Raw genomic sequence first — 15,794 nt, 5'->3', positions numbered from 1 at the left:
TGGAAGCTCACTTAAGAGATTTTGATAATATTTAATCCACTTGTTTTTCTATTTTCCATATCACGATGAGCCTCTATTATCTCGTTGAATTTGTACTTTCTGTTAATCCTTACAGCTAAGAGTTTTTTCTTTATCATCTCAAAAATTTCCATTGCAGTAAGTACTAGTGTGAATCTATCGCGCTTATAGTGATATATTGAAGTTCCTGTGGCAAATAGCGAACGTGAGCTAAGTAAAGAAAAGCTAACCGGAGCACTACCTGATATCTGTCCATAAGAAACATATATGCCAAATCTTCCTAAAGACTCAAAAGAAAGCCTGCTTGTGACGTAGCCTATAGGGTCATATACTGCACCCACCCCTTTATTTTGTGTAATCTCCATAATTTGAGAAACGAAGTTTTTATCATTGTAATTTAACGCATATGTGCAGCCATTCTGTAGAGCTACCTGCATTTTATCGTCGGAACTTACGGAACCTATTACTACTCCTTTTTTATTACTTGCCCACTGGCATAGTATCTGTCCTAGCCCGCCATTTACTCCGTGTACAAGCACAACAGCACCAGGTTTTATTTTGTAAGAGTGGTTAACCAGGTAATGGGCTGTCATGCCTTTGAATAGCACTGCGGCTGCAATTTCATCTGATATTTCATTTGGAATTTTTATCAAATATTTTTGGTGTATGACACGTTTTTCGCAATATGCTCCAGGTGGTGCTGTGCAGTATCCAACTCTATCTCCAATCTGTAAACCGTCACCTGCTTTTTTACCAAGCCTTTCAACAACTCCTACTGCTTCCACTCCGAGCACTGACGGTAAGCTTTTTATTTTACGAATGCCTTTTCTATGTTCCAAGTCATAACGGTTTAAACCTATAGCTGTGTGACGTACTAAAACCTCCTCGCCTTTTAGTTCACCTATACTTTGATCCACAAATTCCAATACTTCTACCCCTCCAATTCTTTTAATTTGTACAGCTCTAACCATAGTAAATGTTAAGAAAAAACTTTGATTATGTTATCTAATAACCAATACCTTGTAAAATTATTTACACCGTAAGATATGCATGAGTAGTGGGGTGGAGAATCGGGGCGGAGAGATTTGAACTCCCGACCCTTTGGTCCCAAACCAAATGCGCTACCAGACTGCGCCACGCCCCGACTTCTTTACTACAGAATATCAATGACTAAGAGAAAATGCAAGGTTCATTTAAAAAGCACTTGCTTTATGAATATGTTCATTATAATACCTTTGCGTTAGCTAGCTGGCATTTGGATTGTATAGAAACAGAACCAAAAAACCACTTGACGTTTCCAAAAAGTCAGCTTACCATGTGGCTGAAGCTATTCATTTAGCTTCAATCTGTGCAGATTAAACGACGAAAGTATCACGGTTGGCGTCTTATGTTTAATTTTTTGCACTATGTGCACCTCATGTCTTTATTAATTTTACCTAGACTTCTAGGTTTTTCCCTATACAAGCTGAAACGCGCTTATAAGTCGTTCAAGACAGTATAGTACGCCAATTTGCAGGATTAGAGAGTGAGCAGCTTCTACCACGTGATTTCTTTTGTCTTTTTTTCTGCTTAGTAAATTTCTTAAACTCTGTCATTCCAGCGCGTGACGCTGGAATCCAGCCTTATTTTCATTTTTATATAGAATCGAAAATAAGAGATTCCTTATGTTCATTGAAGGGTGTCATTCCAGCACGTGACGCTGGAATCCACAATCCTGTCATGCAAGTAACTGGACACTAAAATCCAGAAATTTTGACAAATAAGTGATCATAAAAGCTACGTTAAAATGCACCATTTTGGGCAAGCTGGATCCCAGTGTCGGGGCACTGGGATGACAAGAAAAGGAGCTACTTGGATGACACAATTGGAGCTACAGGGATGGACATCTGCAGATTACCTGCTGATTGCAATGTTCGTGACCATAATGCAAGAAATCTATCACCGTTAAGATAAGCTTTATTTTCATTTTACGCAAAATCGAAAATAAGAGGTTTCCCATGTTCATCAAAGGGTGTCATTCCAGCGCGTGACGCTGGAATCCAGAAAAAAAAGAGTGGATCCCAGTGTCTGGGCACTGGGATGACAAAAAATAAGCACTGGGATGACATTATTAGGCTACTCGGGTGACATTGTTGGGCCATTCAGATGACAAAAAGACATATGGGAATGACATCTACAATCCTGTCATTCCAGCGCGTGACGCTGGAATCTAGTGAAAAAAAGAGTGGATCCCAGTGTCTGGGCACTGGGATGACAAAAAATAAGCACTGAGATGACATTATAGGTGGCTACTTGGATGACATCATTCTTTGCAAACAAGTGCTCAATAGTTTTGTGTTACCACCTAACGTTTTCAAATTTAATCAATTATAGGAGGTGTTTATGCAAACTACATTAAAAAACCATTTAGCTGGAGAGTTACTTACCATTACTACATGCTGGAAATTAACGCTTGCAGATGGAAAAGTAATGGGATTCACTGATTACGATGAAGATTTGAGTATTGATAATATACTCTATAAGTCTTCAAGTGGATTCACAGCAAGTAGCATAATATTAAACAGCGACTTAAAGACTGATAATCTAGAAATTGAGGGAGTATTAAATAGCGATGACATCAGAGAAGAAGATGTCTTGTCAGGAAAGTACGACTTTGCAAATATCGAGATATTTCTTGTGAATTATAAGGATTTGAGCCAGGGAATGATGAATCTGCACCTGGGAACTTTCGGTAAAATAACATTAAATAGTGGAAGGTTTATCGTTGAAATCAGAGGACTAGCAACAAAGCTTGAGAGAAGCATAGCAGAATTATATTCCCCTGTATGCAGAGCACAATTTTGCGATGGTAGGTGTAAAGTCGATGCTAAAAAATTCAGTAAAATAGGCACGATTACTAAAGTGATAGATGAAAGAAGATTTGAAGGTACTAATTTAACTGAGAGCGATGGATATTATAAGCACGGATTAGTAAAATTCTTTGATTCAACAACACATGCAGCATTTGAAGGTATAGTGAAAGAACACAAAAATAAAGTAGTTACATTGTTTACTTCGCCTCCATATCAAGTTTCTGTTGGGGATAAATATTCGATACTCGCAGGTTGCGATAAAACATTTTCAACTTGTAAAAGCAAATTCCACAATACTGTAAATTTTCGCGGTGAACCCTATATACCTGGTTTTGAACTTGCTCAGCAGCACAATTTTTAATATTATAAGTAGTGTGGAAAGGTGGCTGAGTGGTCTAAAGCACACGCTTGGAAAGCGTGCACATATGAAAATATGTCGGGGGTTCGAATCCCCCCTTTTCCGTGTCGTATGCATGCGAGAACAAAAACATGAAGAATATAATGCTAATTGGTGGTGGAGTTGGAAATGCAGTATTGTTTTCAATAGGAAAAGCCTGTCTTGAAAATAATAATAGAGTTTTATACTTTGCTGGCTATAGGAAATTAAATGATGTATTTAAACAAGTACTGATAAAACGTGCATCAAGTGCGGTAGTTTGGGCATGCGAAGAAGGATTAATAAAAACAAACAGGGATCAAGACAAATCCTTTCGTGGGAATATAGTCGACGCAATAATCTCTTATCAAAAGGGAATATTAGGCGATATCACGATTAGTTTAGATGCTATAGACAAAATTATCACTATCGGTTCTGATAAAATGATGAAGGCCGTAAATGAAGCGAGAAAAACGATCTTAAGGCCATATTTGAAATCTAGTCACATGGCAATATCATCGGTCAATTCGCCTATGCAGTGTATGATGAAAGAAATCTGCGCTCAGTGTGTGCAGCGGCATATCAATACGAAAACGGGAGAAGAGAGTTATGTATATAGTTGCAGCAATCAAGACCAGGATATGGAGCTTGTTGACTTTGATTTTTTAAGTGAGCGCCTGAAGCAAAACAGTTTACAAGAAAAACTCACTGCAAAGTGGATAGACCATGTTCAAAGATATTAAACAACAAAAAAAGGAAATAAGAGAGCAATATAGGGCTATAAGAAAAAATATTGATGAGAGTTATTCCAATTGTGCAGCAAATTCTCTTGTTAATCTCTTCAATCAGAACTTAAGTTACATTAAAGGCAAAACAATTGCAGCTTACATTCCAATTGATGGAGAGATAAATGTTATACCTTTGATGCATAATTTGCTCAATTTAGGCTATAAAGTGGCAATTCCTGACGAAAACAAGCCACTAAGGTTTAAGGAATGGAATAAAACAGATGAAGATATAATTCCCGACACAATCATCACTCCAGTTATTGCTTTTGATGATCATTTGAATAGATTGGGTTTTGGTGGTGGTTGGTATGATGCGGTAATAAAAGAACTGCGGCCACTTGGCAAAATATTTATAGGTGTAGCTTATGAAAAACAATATTGCAAAAATCTGCCAATAGAAGAACACGACCAAAAATTAGATGTCATAATCACCGAGACACGTTTTAGGCGTGGGTAGTGGTTCTTCTAAAATCTTCAAAATATCAGTTGCACAGTAAACTCGCTCTCTCTTTCCCTTAGAAGTTTGTGAAACAATGCCTAAATCTTCAAGTTTCATGACCGCCCTTTGGGCTGTTGTAAATGCAACACCTAAGTTTTCAACTATTCTCTTTATAGTAAAGTAAGGGTTTACAGCTAAATATCTTATAATATCACTCGCAACTCCTTCGGTTTTAGAACTTTGCCAATCTGTAATTAAGTTGTTAATTTGTTCTGCCCTCGATAATACGTCCAACGATTGCAACGCTACACCATTTAAGAAATAAGAGAACCAATCATGCCACGTACCTTTGCTGTTTATATTGTAAAGTTGTATATAGTATTCACTTTGCGTAGCTTCGAAGAATGCGCTTATACATAACAAAGGAGATGGTAATAACTTTCTTTCGATAAGAAGTAATGTTATGAGTAGACGTCCAATACGCCCATTGCCGTTCGAAAACGGGTGAATTGCCTCAAATTGATAATGGCATAAAGCTATATATATGAGTGGAGGTAATGTCTTATCACGTAAAAACTTTTCAAAAGAATACAGACAATCCATCAACTCACCTGATGCTGGCGGAATATATTTTGCTGTATCTATTGTACACCCTGGGGCTCCAATCCAGTTCTGCATGTGACGAAATTCTCCTGGTCTTGCATACTGCATAAGTCTCCCGTAAATTTCTTTAATGAGTCGGAGCGACACTGGAATAGATTGTAAACGCATTAACCCATAATTGAGTGCTGCTATATAATTGCGTACTTTTTGTAAATCATCGGGGTTGCAATCTACATTAGCACCTGCTTCTTGAGCCAAAACTTCACCAAGAGTTGCTCGGGTCCCCTTGATTCTACTTGAAAGGACTGCTTCACGTGCTATAAAGGGTCGCATGAGAGGATGAGGGTTAGGTAATTTAGCCCCTTCTCTGGATAACATACCCAAAATATGATCTGCTCTGGAAAGGCTTTTGACTAAATCATTGTCCCATTCAAATTTTGGTGGCAAGGGATCGGGTATAAATGCCTGATAACCAGCAAGTGTATTAATGACCTTACCTGATGGTGATTCTTTAATATCCATTCATTCAATTCCAGCACACCATATTTTTATAGTATATATTATTTTCAAAAAAGTAAAAAATGAAAATAAGGCTTTATCCATTTGCGTGGATGAAAATGAGAAACCTCTTATTTTCGATTTTGTGTAAAAATGAAAATAAGGCTGGGTTCCAGCGTCACGCTACTTGCATGACACTGTTAGGAAGTGAACCAGCGTTAAGCGCTGGAATGACAGGGTTGTGGGTGTCATCTGAATGGTTCAGCGATGTCATCCAAGTAGTCCTTGTTTTTCTGTCATCCCAGTACTTGATACTTGGATCCATTCTTTTTTCACTGGATTCCAGCGTCACGCGCTGGAATGACACTCTTTGATGAACATAGGAAACCTCTTATTTTCGATTCTGTATAAAAATGAAAATAAGGCTGGGTTCCAGCGTCACGCTACTTGCATGACACCGTCAGGAAGTGAACCAGCGTTAAGCGCTGGAATGACAGGGTTGTGGGTGTCATCACTTTAGCCTCTACGATGTCATCCCAGTACTTGATACTTGGATCCACTCTTTTTTTTTTGGATTCCAGCGTCACGCGCTGGAATGACACCCTTTGATGAACATAGGAAACCTCTTATTTTCGATTCTGTGTAAAAATGAAAATAAGGCTGGGTTCCAGCGTCAAGCGCTGGAATGACAGGGTTGTAGATTCCAATGTCATGCGCTGGAATGACATCACTTTTACTTCAATATGCCTCTGAATGGATACATAAAAATTCCTTGCCATAAATTAGTTATTCAAGAGAGCTAATAATTTCAATTGAAGTTATTAAAATGGTATTTCATCATCAATTAGCTCTTCTTTTATTTCACTATCAAAATTTTCATACTGATTTTTTTGCACTGGTTCGTCTTGTTTGTACTCATTTGGTTTATAGTCAGAGTTTGGTGCACTATTTCGTGGATCCAAAAGTGTAAGAATGCCACTAAAATTCTGCAGCAGCACTTCTGTGATATATCTTTCACTACCATTTTGGTCAGTATATTTCCTAGTTCTCAAAGAACCTTCAACGTAAACTTTACTGCCTTTACGTACAAAATCCTTGACGATTTTTACTAATCCTTCACTAAACACTACAACATTATGCCACTCTGTCCTTTCAGAGCGTACACCGGAGAACTTATCAGTCCAGCTTTCAGATGTGGCTATTGAAAAACTTGCCATTTCTTTCCCATTCTGCATAGTTCTAATTTCGGGATCCCTACCTAAATTACCAACTAATATAACCTTATTTACAGTACCACCGGACATAATTGTGCTTTGAATAAACTAGCTTATATTATCTTATGTGAAAATACTGTTGTCAAATTTAATAAAAAGTGCGCTTGGAGGGATTCGAACCCACGGCCTTTGCCTCCGGAGGGCAACGCTCTATCCAACTGAGCTACAAGCGCACATATATCAAGTTATCTAATAGATAAACTATCTAAGTCAAATTTTTGGCTTGGATAAAGCGTGAACATAACGTTTCCATGCCCCAAATATACATTTTTAGAACTATTTGTTTGTTTTTTCATCATGTCTTGATCCACAGCCCATATAAAAGTTACATAGTTTTCAGTTACTGAATGAACTTTTAAATCCTTAGTGTTCGTAAACAGTCTCCCGTTCACCCATATTTTCCATGTGTCAGGAGAAAAATATAAGATTGAATCTAAACTCACTACCTTACAGTCAAAATTACTTAGTATACCTCCATTTTGAGCTCTTGAGAATCGCAAGTGAAACTTTTCCATTTCACTAACTATTCTATTAACCGGTTCTTCATCAAAAAAAATACTTTTCATGTCACTGTATTGTGATAAAACGTCAGAGTCGTTTTCTACTGCTTCCTTTATTATTTCATCTCGATCTGTGTAGCTTGTCTTCTGGTCGCTTATAAAGAAACATTCTTTTGCACGCGAATTTGCTATATCAGTAAAATCATCAATGTCTTGGTTGTTAACTTTAAAAATGCTTTCAAAATATTTTTTTTCCATCATCATCCCGTGCTTAGAGTGGTGACAAACCATTTCATCATTATCTTGTTTTTCTATATATACACATAAACCTCTGCTGTTTAATCCTAGTATTCTATGCTCGATAAAGTCTTCATTGCTAATATATTGTCGACAAGTATATTCTTTACAAACTTCTATACTTTCTATGATGCCTTTACAGCTACAATATGCATTAGCCTTGAAAAATAGTAGAGTAAAAATAAAAAATAGCTTTGTTTTCATTATCTCATCTACTTAGTATGGTGTACCAGTCAAAGACTATATCAGCTTTCACTATCTCTATCATATTACCATTTAAAATCTGATCCATAGTTGTAGCATCAATATCTCTTTCTTTATTCAGAACAAGGGATTTGATTGTAATATAACCAGGCAAACCTGGAATAGACTGTAAAAATAAAAAAATATGCTTATCGCTGATTGAACTAAAACTTAGAGCAACTTCACTTTTTATTACTTTCGTGTGTTCACTTTTACCGTGTAATTCAACCTCCTCAGGTATAGAAATTGATATTTCAGGTTTTAATATATAGTATTTTTTATATAGCCTACTAAGCTCAAAATTCAAGTTTGCAATGTACTTGCTGCTGTGTAAATTTGAGGAAGAAATTTTTTTCCACAAATTTAGGTTTTTATTTAAAATAACCTCCTTCTTTTGAACCTCAGTAATTTGTAAATTTATGGAACGTATTTCATCAATGGCATCTTGATTTTTACTATAGACCCTTTTGTTATAGACGACAATATAAGTAAGAGACCCTATTAACCCAATGGACAATAGTAAGTAAAATACAAGCTGAATTGCAACTCTTCTTTTTAACTGAAAAATAGTCATTATTTACATAGCCTCTCCTATTTGAACATCAATAGATACATTTTGTTTCTTAGTGGCAGGCAAACTAGAAATATCAACATCATAGGTACGAAAATTATTGTTTAACTTTTTTTGCAATTCCTTGTATTGATAAGAAATATCTTTACCAGGTTGAAAGGTAAACCTTAAAGTTGTAATAATATAATTTTCCGCCTCATTATAATTCCACTCAAATGATTGAAGTTCTACACCTGGTACTTTCAACCTTTCTGCGTACCTAACTTGTACAAGAGGAGAGTATTCCATCTTAGATAAAATGTTATTGATATTAATAAAATCGTAAACTTCATCTATTTTCTTCACATTATAACTTTGACTTAGCTTGATTAGTTGATTATCCAAGGCTTCCTTTTTTGCTAATAAATTACCAGCAACATTAAGATTTGAGTGTAGATTTAACAAATAAAGAGTATTGATTGCAATAAAAGTTGCGGCAAAGCATAGAAAAACTCGAGGAGAGTTTAAAGAAAGATAATTTAACAGGTAAAATTCTTTAGTTTCTTTCGTGTTGAAAACGGCTGCTGGTCCATTCTTAAAACTGTGGAATAGAATTATGGTATCGCAGAAACTGTCTTTTTCACTTACAGCCAATTCCGATCCCAGTAATTTACCTAACTCATATGGAGTGAATATACTAACGCTATTCTCTGAGAAATTTATGACTGATAAACTAGTTTTAATATTTTCTGGCACTACCATGCACAGATCAATAGGATCATTCTTTTTAAAGCCAAACTTAGTTAAAGACCGAATAGTATTTCGCACTTCTTGATATATCCCACCTGCAATAATTCCTGGTAGACTATCGTTAGTAAAGGGTACTAAACGGGTAAATACCATTTTATTCTCTTTAAGAACTACTTGCCTGTAGCCTCCAGTTTTAGTTGCAACAACTATGACTTTCCAATTATGAGAATTTTCACAAAAAACCTTTTTCGTCATATTATTTATTTCCATAGGAAACATTAATATTCCCTTAAAGTTAGAACCTCTCTCTATAAATATATTTAACCAATATTCTACTAAATGCTTTGCTTTTGATGAAACAAGGAGATAATACCAATTTGGGTTAATTTTGTTTGGCTTCTCAACAAGAAAAACTGAGCTTATATCATTATTACAAGCAAAATGCTCCATCTTTGCTTTTGCTGATAGATAGGCACTGATCCTATTTACTTTTGGAATGGACTGTAGTAAGTAATTCTGATCTGCATGATTGAGCACCAAATATAAAGGTGCTTTTTTATCTGATGCAAGACATAAGCTTAAATCAGAGACTGCTTTATCATTTTTGTCCTTAACAAAATATCTTTTATTTAAAGTATTATTTTTGAAATATAGTAATATTGTACCTCCTTCTCCAACAGAAAGCATAAACCTACTTTTGGATTTTGAACTAAACATATTAACAGAGCGTATATTTGTCCATAATTAAAAAAGCAATTTATTGAAATTCATTAAACATAGAGGTGAAATATTGTTATAAACTCCTACAACAACGTTATATATATTATAATTTTTTGATAAGTTTAGTACTGATATTAATACATTTGTGTAATAAAGTTAAGAAAATTTATTTTATATTTTAGTTGACATAAGCTATTAACCCACACTACCATTAATATTGCGTTAATATGTGAGGTAAAAAGTGAGTACTTCTATAGCCAGTCCAAAGAAGGTCTACGGGTGCTGAAAAATAAAATCAATAGTAGAATTAATATCAGGCTAAAAGTTCAGCATCATTTTTCTTACGGCATGTTTGATGACAAACCACAATTCTCAATTGGATCTGAATCTCACTTTTACCCACAAATGTAAGTGGAATGATTACGACTTACCAGATAAATGTCATGTTGAAATAGCTTTTGCATAAAGTCTATATGATATCTAGGCTAAGTATAATTTATTAATCACAGCCGAAGAAAAACGGACGGTGCCTATAACTAATTGGGCTTTAACTATTTCTCAACTTGATATTTTTTCCCTAGTCGATTAAAAGTTGAGTTGAACTAAAAATTTGGTTTGACACACTTTTTTAAACATTCCTCTTTTTCTGCTTCATTAGCCTTGTTAATTAAAATATGGGCATATTCTGGATATTGTGCTTGTAAGCTTTTTTGGTTGCCAAACTTACTGCGTACGTTTTTATTTCTTTCCCATATACTAACTAGATTATCAATGTTGCTTTCTCTTAAAAAGTCATACAGTGACTTATCCTCTTCTTTAAGTTTTCTGATTTCCTCTTGACATTGCTTCCAATATTCTAACACCTTCCTGTTAAAATTAGAATCCTGCTCTAAATAATCTAGTCTGTTCACTTCGGTATCTTGTAACAGAGTGTATTGTACCAAAATCTTTGCTACTTCCTCATGTTCGTGCTCGATAGAAACAACTTTTTGCACACCGGGTTCAAGGAATAAGTGAGGTATAAGTCTTATATGGTCATCTTCAACAACTAAACGTAATGGAGTTCTTCCATCTTTATCTACTCTATTAACACAAGCTCCTCTGTTTATTAGAGTTTTTACTATTCCTAGACGGCCATCTCTAGCAGCCAGATGCAATGGAGTTCTTCCATCCTCATCTACTACATCAATATCCTCAGCACCTTTGTTTATTAGAGTTTTGATCATCTCTAGGTGACCACTTTTAGTAGCCAGATATAATGGAGTACGTCCATACAGATCTACTGCATCAATATTCGCTCCATCTTCTATTGACTTTTATTATCCCTCCTTTTTTAATAGCACTAAAAAGCTGTTTATTTAACTCTGTTTGTTGTACTTCATTCATAAAATACCTCCAACTTATCAGTGTACTAATATAATAATGCAACATAGATATTTGATATTTATTAATATTGCTATATTTATATTGTGTATAAAATCTTCAACTCAACTTATCGCCACCCGGCAATGGTGGCAGACCGAAAGCTTCTCTTTTTTCGTTGAGGGTCATGAAGCTTGCGTTTTCTACGTATTTCCATAGCTTTTGCCTTTTTTCCATGAGGATTTCTATTGCATCCTTGTCATATGACAAGCACAGATCCTCGCCAAACTTTGGTGTCAGCCAAGAATTCAGATGACAAACGATATTTTCCAGTATCGGTAAAACCGTCTGCTCCCAAAGGGAAAGACGTGCTTCAACTAAATTGCTATAAGTGTTATCACCTGGTATGCCAAGCAACTGCGGTGGAACACCAAAAGCCAGCGCAATATCGCGAGCTGAACTATGTTTGGATTCGATGAAATCCATGTCCCTAGGTGTCAGGCTCATCTCCTTCCATTCTAAGCCTCCTTCAAGCAATATCGGTCTTCCAGCGTTGACGGAACCTGAATAGTGATCATTTATCTGTTCTTTCAAGCGTTGATACTGCTCCTGGCTTAAATTTCCACTGCTCCCATCTTTTGTTGATTTTACAATTATTGCGCCACTTGGTCTTGCCCCATTTTGCAGCATTGCCTGATTCCAAGCACCAGCTTGGTTATGCTGATCTATGCTATATGCTGCTGCCTCAATTGGTGACAGTCCATACCAATCACTCAAAGGATTGAAGGTTTTAAGATGTAGCACTGCTGAACGTCCAGTTAGCTTATCAACCCTAAAGTCATAGCTGTTATCATTTACAGTATAGCGGTATATATAAGGAACGTTATTTCTTCCAGGAATAATCTCAACTCTATCTGGGCGCAGAAGATAAAGCTCTGTTGGTAATTTTTTATTTGATTCAATCATCAGCACATAAGCGTTGCCGCTGATTAATCTATAGGTCACAATTCCCTCAATAAACTCTGACTTTGATACTCTTGGATTAGGAGAATAAAGTAATTTTAGTAATGGGTGGACTTTTAGTTGTGACTTTCCCTGATGAGTAAGTTGATAGAGAACCAAGGGTACCGAAGATGCAGCGTTTGCAATCATATTGATCGCTCGAAAAGCAATAACGTTTTTAACGTAGCCTTCCTCAGCAAAACTCGCATAACTGAGCTCACTCCAACTTGGATCCATTGTGAGCTGCAGAGCAGAATATTTGTGTGTTTTTCTCCTTTGAAAAATATTAAGGTTCATATTTACCTCCTGAAAAATTAAGTTTATTAAAAATTTGAGATTATAGTTAAATGAGTATAAAATATTAATAAGCTGGTGCCACAAGAAAGTATAGACCCGCTGCGAATCAAGCGATAAAAAAAGGAAAGGAGGGTGACTAAAATCAAGGTTAACTAAAAGGCGTGCTTAAGATTCACAATACCAGCAATAATATTGAACCTCAGGTTATATTTTTTCTGAAAATTGCGATAAACATTCGACATAATCTTAAATATCTTTATCTCTCGGATCTTATTTTCTACTCTCATTTTTACCTTACTCAATCTGCTGATTCTTCTTCTACCTCTCTCTCATCATTTTTTCAATCACTTTTGCAGCAGGTCTAGAGGCTGACTTTAGTTTACTGTTGACAATCGAGATTTAAGAGTGTTTATTTCTGAAGTTTTTGTAGGAAGTGTTTACTCTATTGTAATACGAATACAACATTATAGGTCTTTTCATTTAAACAATGGTTATACAGAATTCTTTAAATTCAAAAACAATTTTAAATATTGATGGAAAATCATATAGCTACTTTAGCCTTAGCGCTGCTGGTAAGTTTTTAGGAATAGATCCAACTAAATTGCCCTGTTCGCTAAAGGTTTTACTTGAAAACTTGTTGCGCAACGAGGATGGAGTAAGCGTAAAGCTGAATGATATAAAAATACTAGCAAGTTGTGTTGAGAAACACGTTAATCATGAAATTAGCTACAAACCGGCAAGGGTGCTGATGCAGGATTTTACTGGAGTTCCTGCCATCGTTGACTTAGCCTCAATGCGTAGTTATGTAAAGAAAATTGGGGGTGATCCAAGCAAAATAAATCCATCTGTGCCTGTTGATCTTGTGATCGACCATTCCGTTCAAGTGGACAGTTACGGGAACACTTCCGCGTTTGGTAAAAACGTTGAACTCGAAGTAAAAAGAAATTTGGAAAGATATGAGTTTTTGAAATGGGGAGAATCATCCTTCGCAAATTTTAGAGTAGTACCGCCTGGCACAGGAATTTGCCATCAGGTAAATATCGAGTATTTAGCGCAAGTTGTATGTAACGAGAATGAGATTGTATATCCAGATACCTTAGTTGGCACAGATAGCCACACCACTATGGTTAATAGTTTATCGGTTCTTGGCTGGGGTGTTGGTGGAATAGAGGCTGAGTCTGTGATGCTTGGTCAGCCAATTAGTATGGTAATTCCAGAGGTGGTAGGGTTTAAGTTAGTAGGAAGGCTCTCAGAAGGAGTAACTGCGACTGATTTAGTACTAACAATCACACATATCTTAAGAACAAAAGGTGTTGTTGGCAAATTCGTAGAATTTTATGGTAGTGGTTTAGATTGTTTATCTGTGGCAGATAGAGCAACCATAGCTAACATGGCTCCAGAGTATGGTGCAACTTGTGGATTTTTTCCGATTGATCAGAAAACTCTAGATTATTTAAGCTTAACCGGAAGGCCAGAAGAGCTGATTAAATTAGTTGAAGTCTATGCGAAAGAGCAAGGATTGTGGCGAAGCAATGACGAGTTAGTGTTTTTCGACATACTGGAGCTTGATTTATCAAGTGTGAAGCCAGTAATGGCCGGTCCCAAAAGACCGCAAGATAAGGTTTTTCTTTCGCAAGTGGCAGAGTCTTTCTCTACAGCATTTTCTGTTAATGAGTCGAAGGAAAGTGATAAATTCCAAGATGGAAGTGTAGTTATTGCTGCAATAACTAGCTGCACCAATACTTCAAATCCAAGTGTAATGATTGCTGCTGGTCTTGTAGCACGCAGTGCAGTTAAACTTGGAATTAAATCAAAGCCTTGGGTTAAGACTTCTCTTGCCCCAGGATCGCAAGTTGTAACGGAGTATTTAGAAAAATCAGGGTTACAAAACGATCTAAATGCTTTAGGTTTTAACCTAGTTGGGTATGGCTGCACGACTTGTATTGGAAACTCCGGTCCACTTGATGAAGATATAGAGGATGATATAAAAAGCAAAAATTTGACTGTTGCTGCGGTTTTATCTGGTAATCGTAATTTTGAAGGAAGAATTCACCCTTTAGCCAAAGCTAATTATTTAGCATCTCCGCCACTTGTCGTTGTGTATGCACTTGCAGGTACTGTGCGAATTGACCTAACGAAAGATCCTATATGCAAAGATAAGGATGGAAATGACATTTATCTTAAAGATCTATGGCCAACAAATAGTGAGATTGAAAGTTGTATTAAAAGTGTAGTAACACGTAAGATGTTCATACAAAAGTATAAGGATGTTTTTTCTGGTGATGAACATTGGCAAAAAATGAAATGTGAGAAAAGTGAAATTTATAACTGGGACACAAAAAGCACCTACATACAAAACCCGCCTTATTTTGATGATTTATCGACGGAAGGCGATGAAAATAATGTAGTTAACATAAAGGATGCGCGGATACTAGCAATGTTTGGTGATAGTGTAACCACTGACCACATTTCTCCTGCTGGAAATATTGCCTCAAGTAGTCCTGCAGGGATATATTTAAAAGGTCTTGGAATTGAGCCGCGCGATTTTAATTCATATGGATCTCGTCGTGGCAATCATAACGTAATGATGCGTGGGACTTTTGCTAATATCAGAATAAGAAACGAAATGGTGAGTATCGAGGGTGGATATACAAAGCATATTCCTTCTCAAGAGACTATGTCAATTTTTGATGCAGCAATGCACTACAAGAAAGAAGCGGTTCCATTAGTTGTTATTGCGGGAAAAGAATACGGCACAGGTTCAAGCAGAGATTGGGCAGCAAAGGGTACTGCATTACTGGGAATTAAAGCTGTAATTGCAGAAAGTTTCGAGCGTATACACAGGTCTAACTTAATCGGTATGGGTGTTCTTCCGCTCATGTTTCAAGATAGGATGACCAGAAAACTATTTGACGGTAGTGAGATAATAAACTTAAAAGGTAGAATAGTGCCAGACGGAAATCTAGAATGTGTCATTACAAGAAAGGATAATTCAAAGCAATCAATTCAACTTAAGTGCTGCGTACAAACCGCAACTGAAATGAAGTATTTGATAAGTGGCGGGGTACTAAACTACATACTTACACACTTCTCTTAACCTAATGAAGTTATTGTAGTAAACACTAGACTTTTTTAGTCAATTCTGGCCTGTTATGTAAATAATGATTTATTCTACGCGAAGTTATGATATAATTTTACCTTTCATAGTATCAGGTATTTTGTAGA

At 36.2% G+C, this 15,794-nt stretch carries 18 protein-coding genes, 3 tRNA genes and 1 pseudogene; 9 read left to right on the top strand and 13 right to left on the bottom strand.

Annotated features, from left to right (window positions below):
* Window positions 1-11: 11 nt before the first annotated feature.
* Together HF196_RS02520 and HF196_RS02515 are read right to left on the bottom strand one after the other, a co-directional pair.
* Entirely contained in the window at window positions 12-989 is a 978-nt protein-coding gene (locus HF196_RS02520; protein ID WP_168455677.1) for a quinone oxidoreductase family protein, read from the bottom strand.
* Window positions 990-1,088: 99 nt separating this feature from the next.
* Window positions 1,089-1,162 (bottom strand) — tRNA-Pro (locus HF196_RS02515).
* Between the two features lie 642 nt (window positions 1,163-1,804).
* Here HF196_RS02515 and HF196_RS02510 point away from each other — a divergent pair.
* Window positions 1,805-1,966, top strand: coding sequence for a hypothetical protein (locus tag HF196_RS02510; RefSeq protein WP_168455676.1), 162 nt, complete (start codon window positions 1,805-1,807; stop codon window positions 1,964-1,966).
* Window positions 1,967-1,985: 19 nt separating this feature from the next.
* Here the strand turns inward: HF196_RS02510 and HF196_RS02505 are convergent, their stop codons facing one another.
* Window positions 1,986-2,159 (bottom strand): hypothetical protein, encoded by a 174-nt coding sequence (locus HF196_RS02505; protein WP_168455260.1) that lies wholly within the window; start codon window positions 2,157-2,159, stop codon window positions 1,986-1,988.
* 4 nt (window positions 2,160-2,163) lie between these two features.
* Here HF196_RS02505 and HF196_RS05995 point away from each other — a divergent pair, with 4 nt between their 5' ends.
* The 5 genes from HF196_RS05995 to HF196_RS02485 all read left to right on the top strand — a co-directional run bounded on the left by HF196_RS05995 (window position 2,164) and on the right by HF196_RS02485 (window position 4,491).
* Window positions 2,164-2,289, top strand: a complete 126-nt coding sequence (locus HF196_RS05995; RefSeq protein ID WP_256359383.1) for a hypothetical protein — start codon at window positions 2,164-2,166, stop codon at window positions 2,287-2,289.
* A 111-nt stretch (window positions 2,290-2,400) separates the two neighbouring features.
* Window positions 2,401-3,231 carry a DUF2163 domain-containing protein gene (locus HF196_RS02500; protein WP_168455675.1) on the top strand — a complete coding sequence of 277 codons (831 nt, stop codon included), beginning with the start codon at window positions 2,401-2,403 and terminating at the stop codon, window positions 3,229-3,231.
* A gap of 15 nt (window positions 3,232-3,246) precedes the next feature.
* Window positions 3,247-3,333: transfer RNA gene (locus HF196_RS02495), tRNA-Ser, on the top strand.
* 26 nt (window positions 3,334-3,359) lie between these two features.
* A complete protein-coding gene (locus HF196_RS02490) occupies window positions 3,360-3,989 on the top strand; it encodes a ferredoxin reductase domain-containing protein (RefSeq protein WP_168455674.1) in 630 nt (209 codons plus the stop codon).
* Window positions 3,973-4,491 (top strand): 5-formyltetrahydrofolate cyclo-ligase, encoded by a 519-nt coding sequence (locus HF196_RS02485; RefSeq protein ID WP_168455673.1) that lies wholly within the window; start codon window positions 3,973-3,975, stop codon window positions 4,489-4,491. The genes HF196_RS02490 and HF196_RS02485 overlap by 17 nt, the downstream gene beginning before the upstream one ends.
* Here the strand turns inward: HF196_RS02485 and HF196_RS02480 are convergent.
* Entirely contained in the window at window positions 4,450-5,598 is a 1,149-nt protein-coding gene (locus HF196_RS02480) for a Fic family protein (RefSeq protein WP_168455672.1), read from the bottom strand. The genes HF196_RS02485 and HF196_RS02480 overlap by 42 nt on opposite strands.
* 59 nt (window positions 5,599-5,657) lie before the next feature.
* On the opposite strand from HF196_RS02480, the gene HF196_RS02475 reads away from it, so the two are divergent.
* Entirely contained in the window at window positions 5,658-5,948 is a 291-nt protein-coding gene (locus tag HF196_RS02475) for a hypothetical protein (RefSeq protein WP_168455671.1), read from the top strand.
* Entirely contained in the window at window positions 5,948-6,094 is a 147-nt protein-coding gene (locus tag HF196_RS02470) for a hypothetical protein (protein WP_168455670.1), read from the top strand. The genes HF196_RS02475 and HF196_RS02470 overlap by 1 nt, the downstream gene beginning before the upstream one ends.
* A 106-nt stretch (window positions 6,095-6,200) precedes the next feature.
* Here HF196_RS02470 and HF196_RS02465 read toward each other — a convergent pair whose 3' ends face one another.
* The 9 genes and pseudogenes from HF196_RS02465 to HF196_RS02425 form a co-directional block, all read right to left on the bottom strand.
* Window positions 6,201-6,353: a hypothetical protein gene (locus HF196_RS02465; protein ID WP_168455669.1), complete on the bottom strand. Its 153-nt coding sequence runs from the start codon at window positions 6,351-6,353 to the stop codon at window positions 6,201-6,203.
* Window positions 6,354-6,395: 42 nt separating this feature from the next.
* Window positions 6,396-6,878 carry a single-stranded DNA-binding protein gene (gene ssb / locus HF196_RS02460; RefSeq protein ID WP_168455668.1) on the bottom strand — a complete coding sequence of 161 codons (483 nt, stop codon included), beginning with the start codon at window positions 6,876-6,878 and terminating at the stop codon, window positions 6,396-6,398.
* Window positions 6,879-6,947: 69 nt separating this feature from the next.
* A tRNA-Arg gene (locus tag HF196_RS02455) sits at window positions 6,948-7,021 on the bottom strand.
* Window positions 7,022-7,033: 12 nt separating this feature from the next.
* Window positions 7,034-7,849: a hypothetical protein gene (locus HF196_RS02450; protein ID WP_168455667.1), complete on the bottom strand. Its 816-nt coding sequence runs from the start codon at window positions 7,847-7,849 to the stop codon at window positions 7,034-7,036.
* A gap of 4 nt (window positions 7,850-7,853) precedes the next feature.
* Window positions 7,854-8,462, bottom strand: a complete 609-nt coding sequence (locus tag HF196_RS02445) for a hypothetical protein (protein WP_168455666.1) — start codon at window positions 8,460-8,462, stop codon at window positions 7,854-7,856.
* Window positions 8,463-8,465: 3 nt separating this feature from the next.
* Window positions 8,466-9,905 (bottom strand): hypothetical protein, encoded by a 1,440-nt coding sequence (locus HF196_RS02440; RefSeq protein ID WP_168455665.1) that lies wholly within the window; start codon window positions 9,903-9,905, stop codon window positions 8,466-8,468.
* 605 nt (window positions 9,906-10,510) lie between these two features.
* Window positions 10,511-11,185, bottom strand: a complete 675-nt coding sequence (locus HF196_RS02435; RefSeq protein WP_256359387.1) for an ankyrin repeat domain-containing protein — start codon at window positions 11,183-11,185, stop codon at window positions 10,511-10,513.
* A gap of 205 nt (window positions 11,186-11,390) precedes the next feature.
* The gene (locus HF196_RS02430; RefSeq protein ID WP_168455664.1) at window positions 11,391-12,569 is read right to left on the bottom strand and encodes a phage portal protein; all 1,179 of its coding nucleotides are present in this window, start codon (window positions 12,567-12,569) and stop codon (window positions 11,391-11,393) included.
* A 152-nt stretch (window positions 12,570-12,721) separates the two neighbouring features.
* Window positions 12,722-12,856 (bottom strand): annotated as a pseudogene (locus HF196_RS02425) (IS5/IS1182 family transposase); the annotation flags it as partial.
* Window positions 12,857-13,062: 206 nt separating this feature from the next.
* Between HF196_RS02425 and acnA the strand changes: the two are divergent.
* The gene (gene acnA / locus HF196_RS02420) at window positions 13,063-15,666 is read left to right on the top strand and encodes an aconitate hydratase AcnA (protein WP_168456267.1); all 2,604 of its coding nucleotides are present in this window, start codon (window positions 13,063-13,065) and stop codon (window positions 15,664-15,666) included.
* Window positions 15,667-15,794 lie beyond the last annotated feature (128 nt).

Origin of the sequence: Wolbachia endosymbiont of Ctenocephalides felis wCfeJ (assembly GCF_012277315.1) — a bacterium.
GTDB lineage: Bacteria > Pseudomonadota > Alphaproteobacteria > Rickettsiales > Anaplasmataceae > Wolbachia.
The sequence above is the reverse complement of the archived record's forward strand: the minus strand, read 5'-3'. Positions and strand labels throughout refer to the sequence as shown.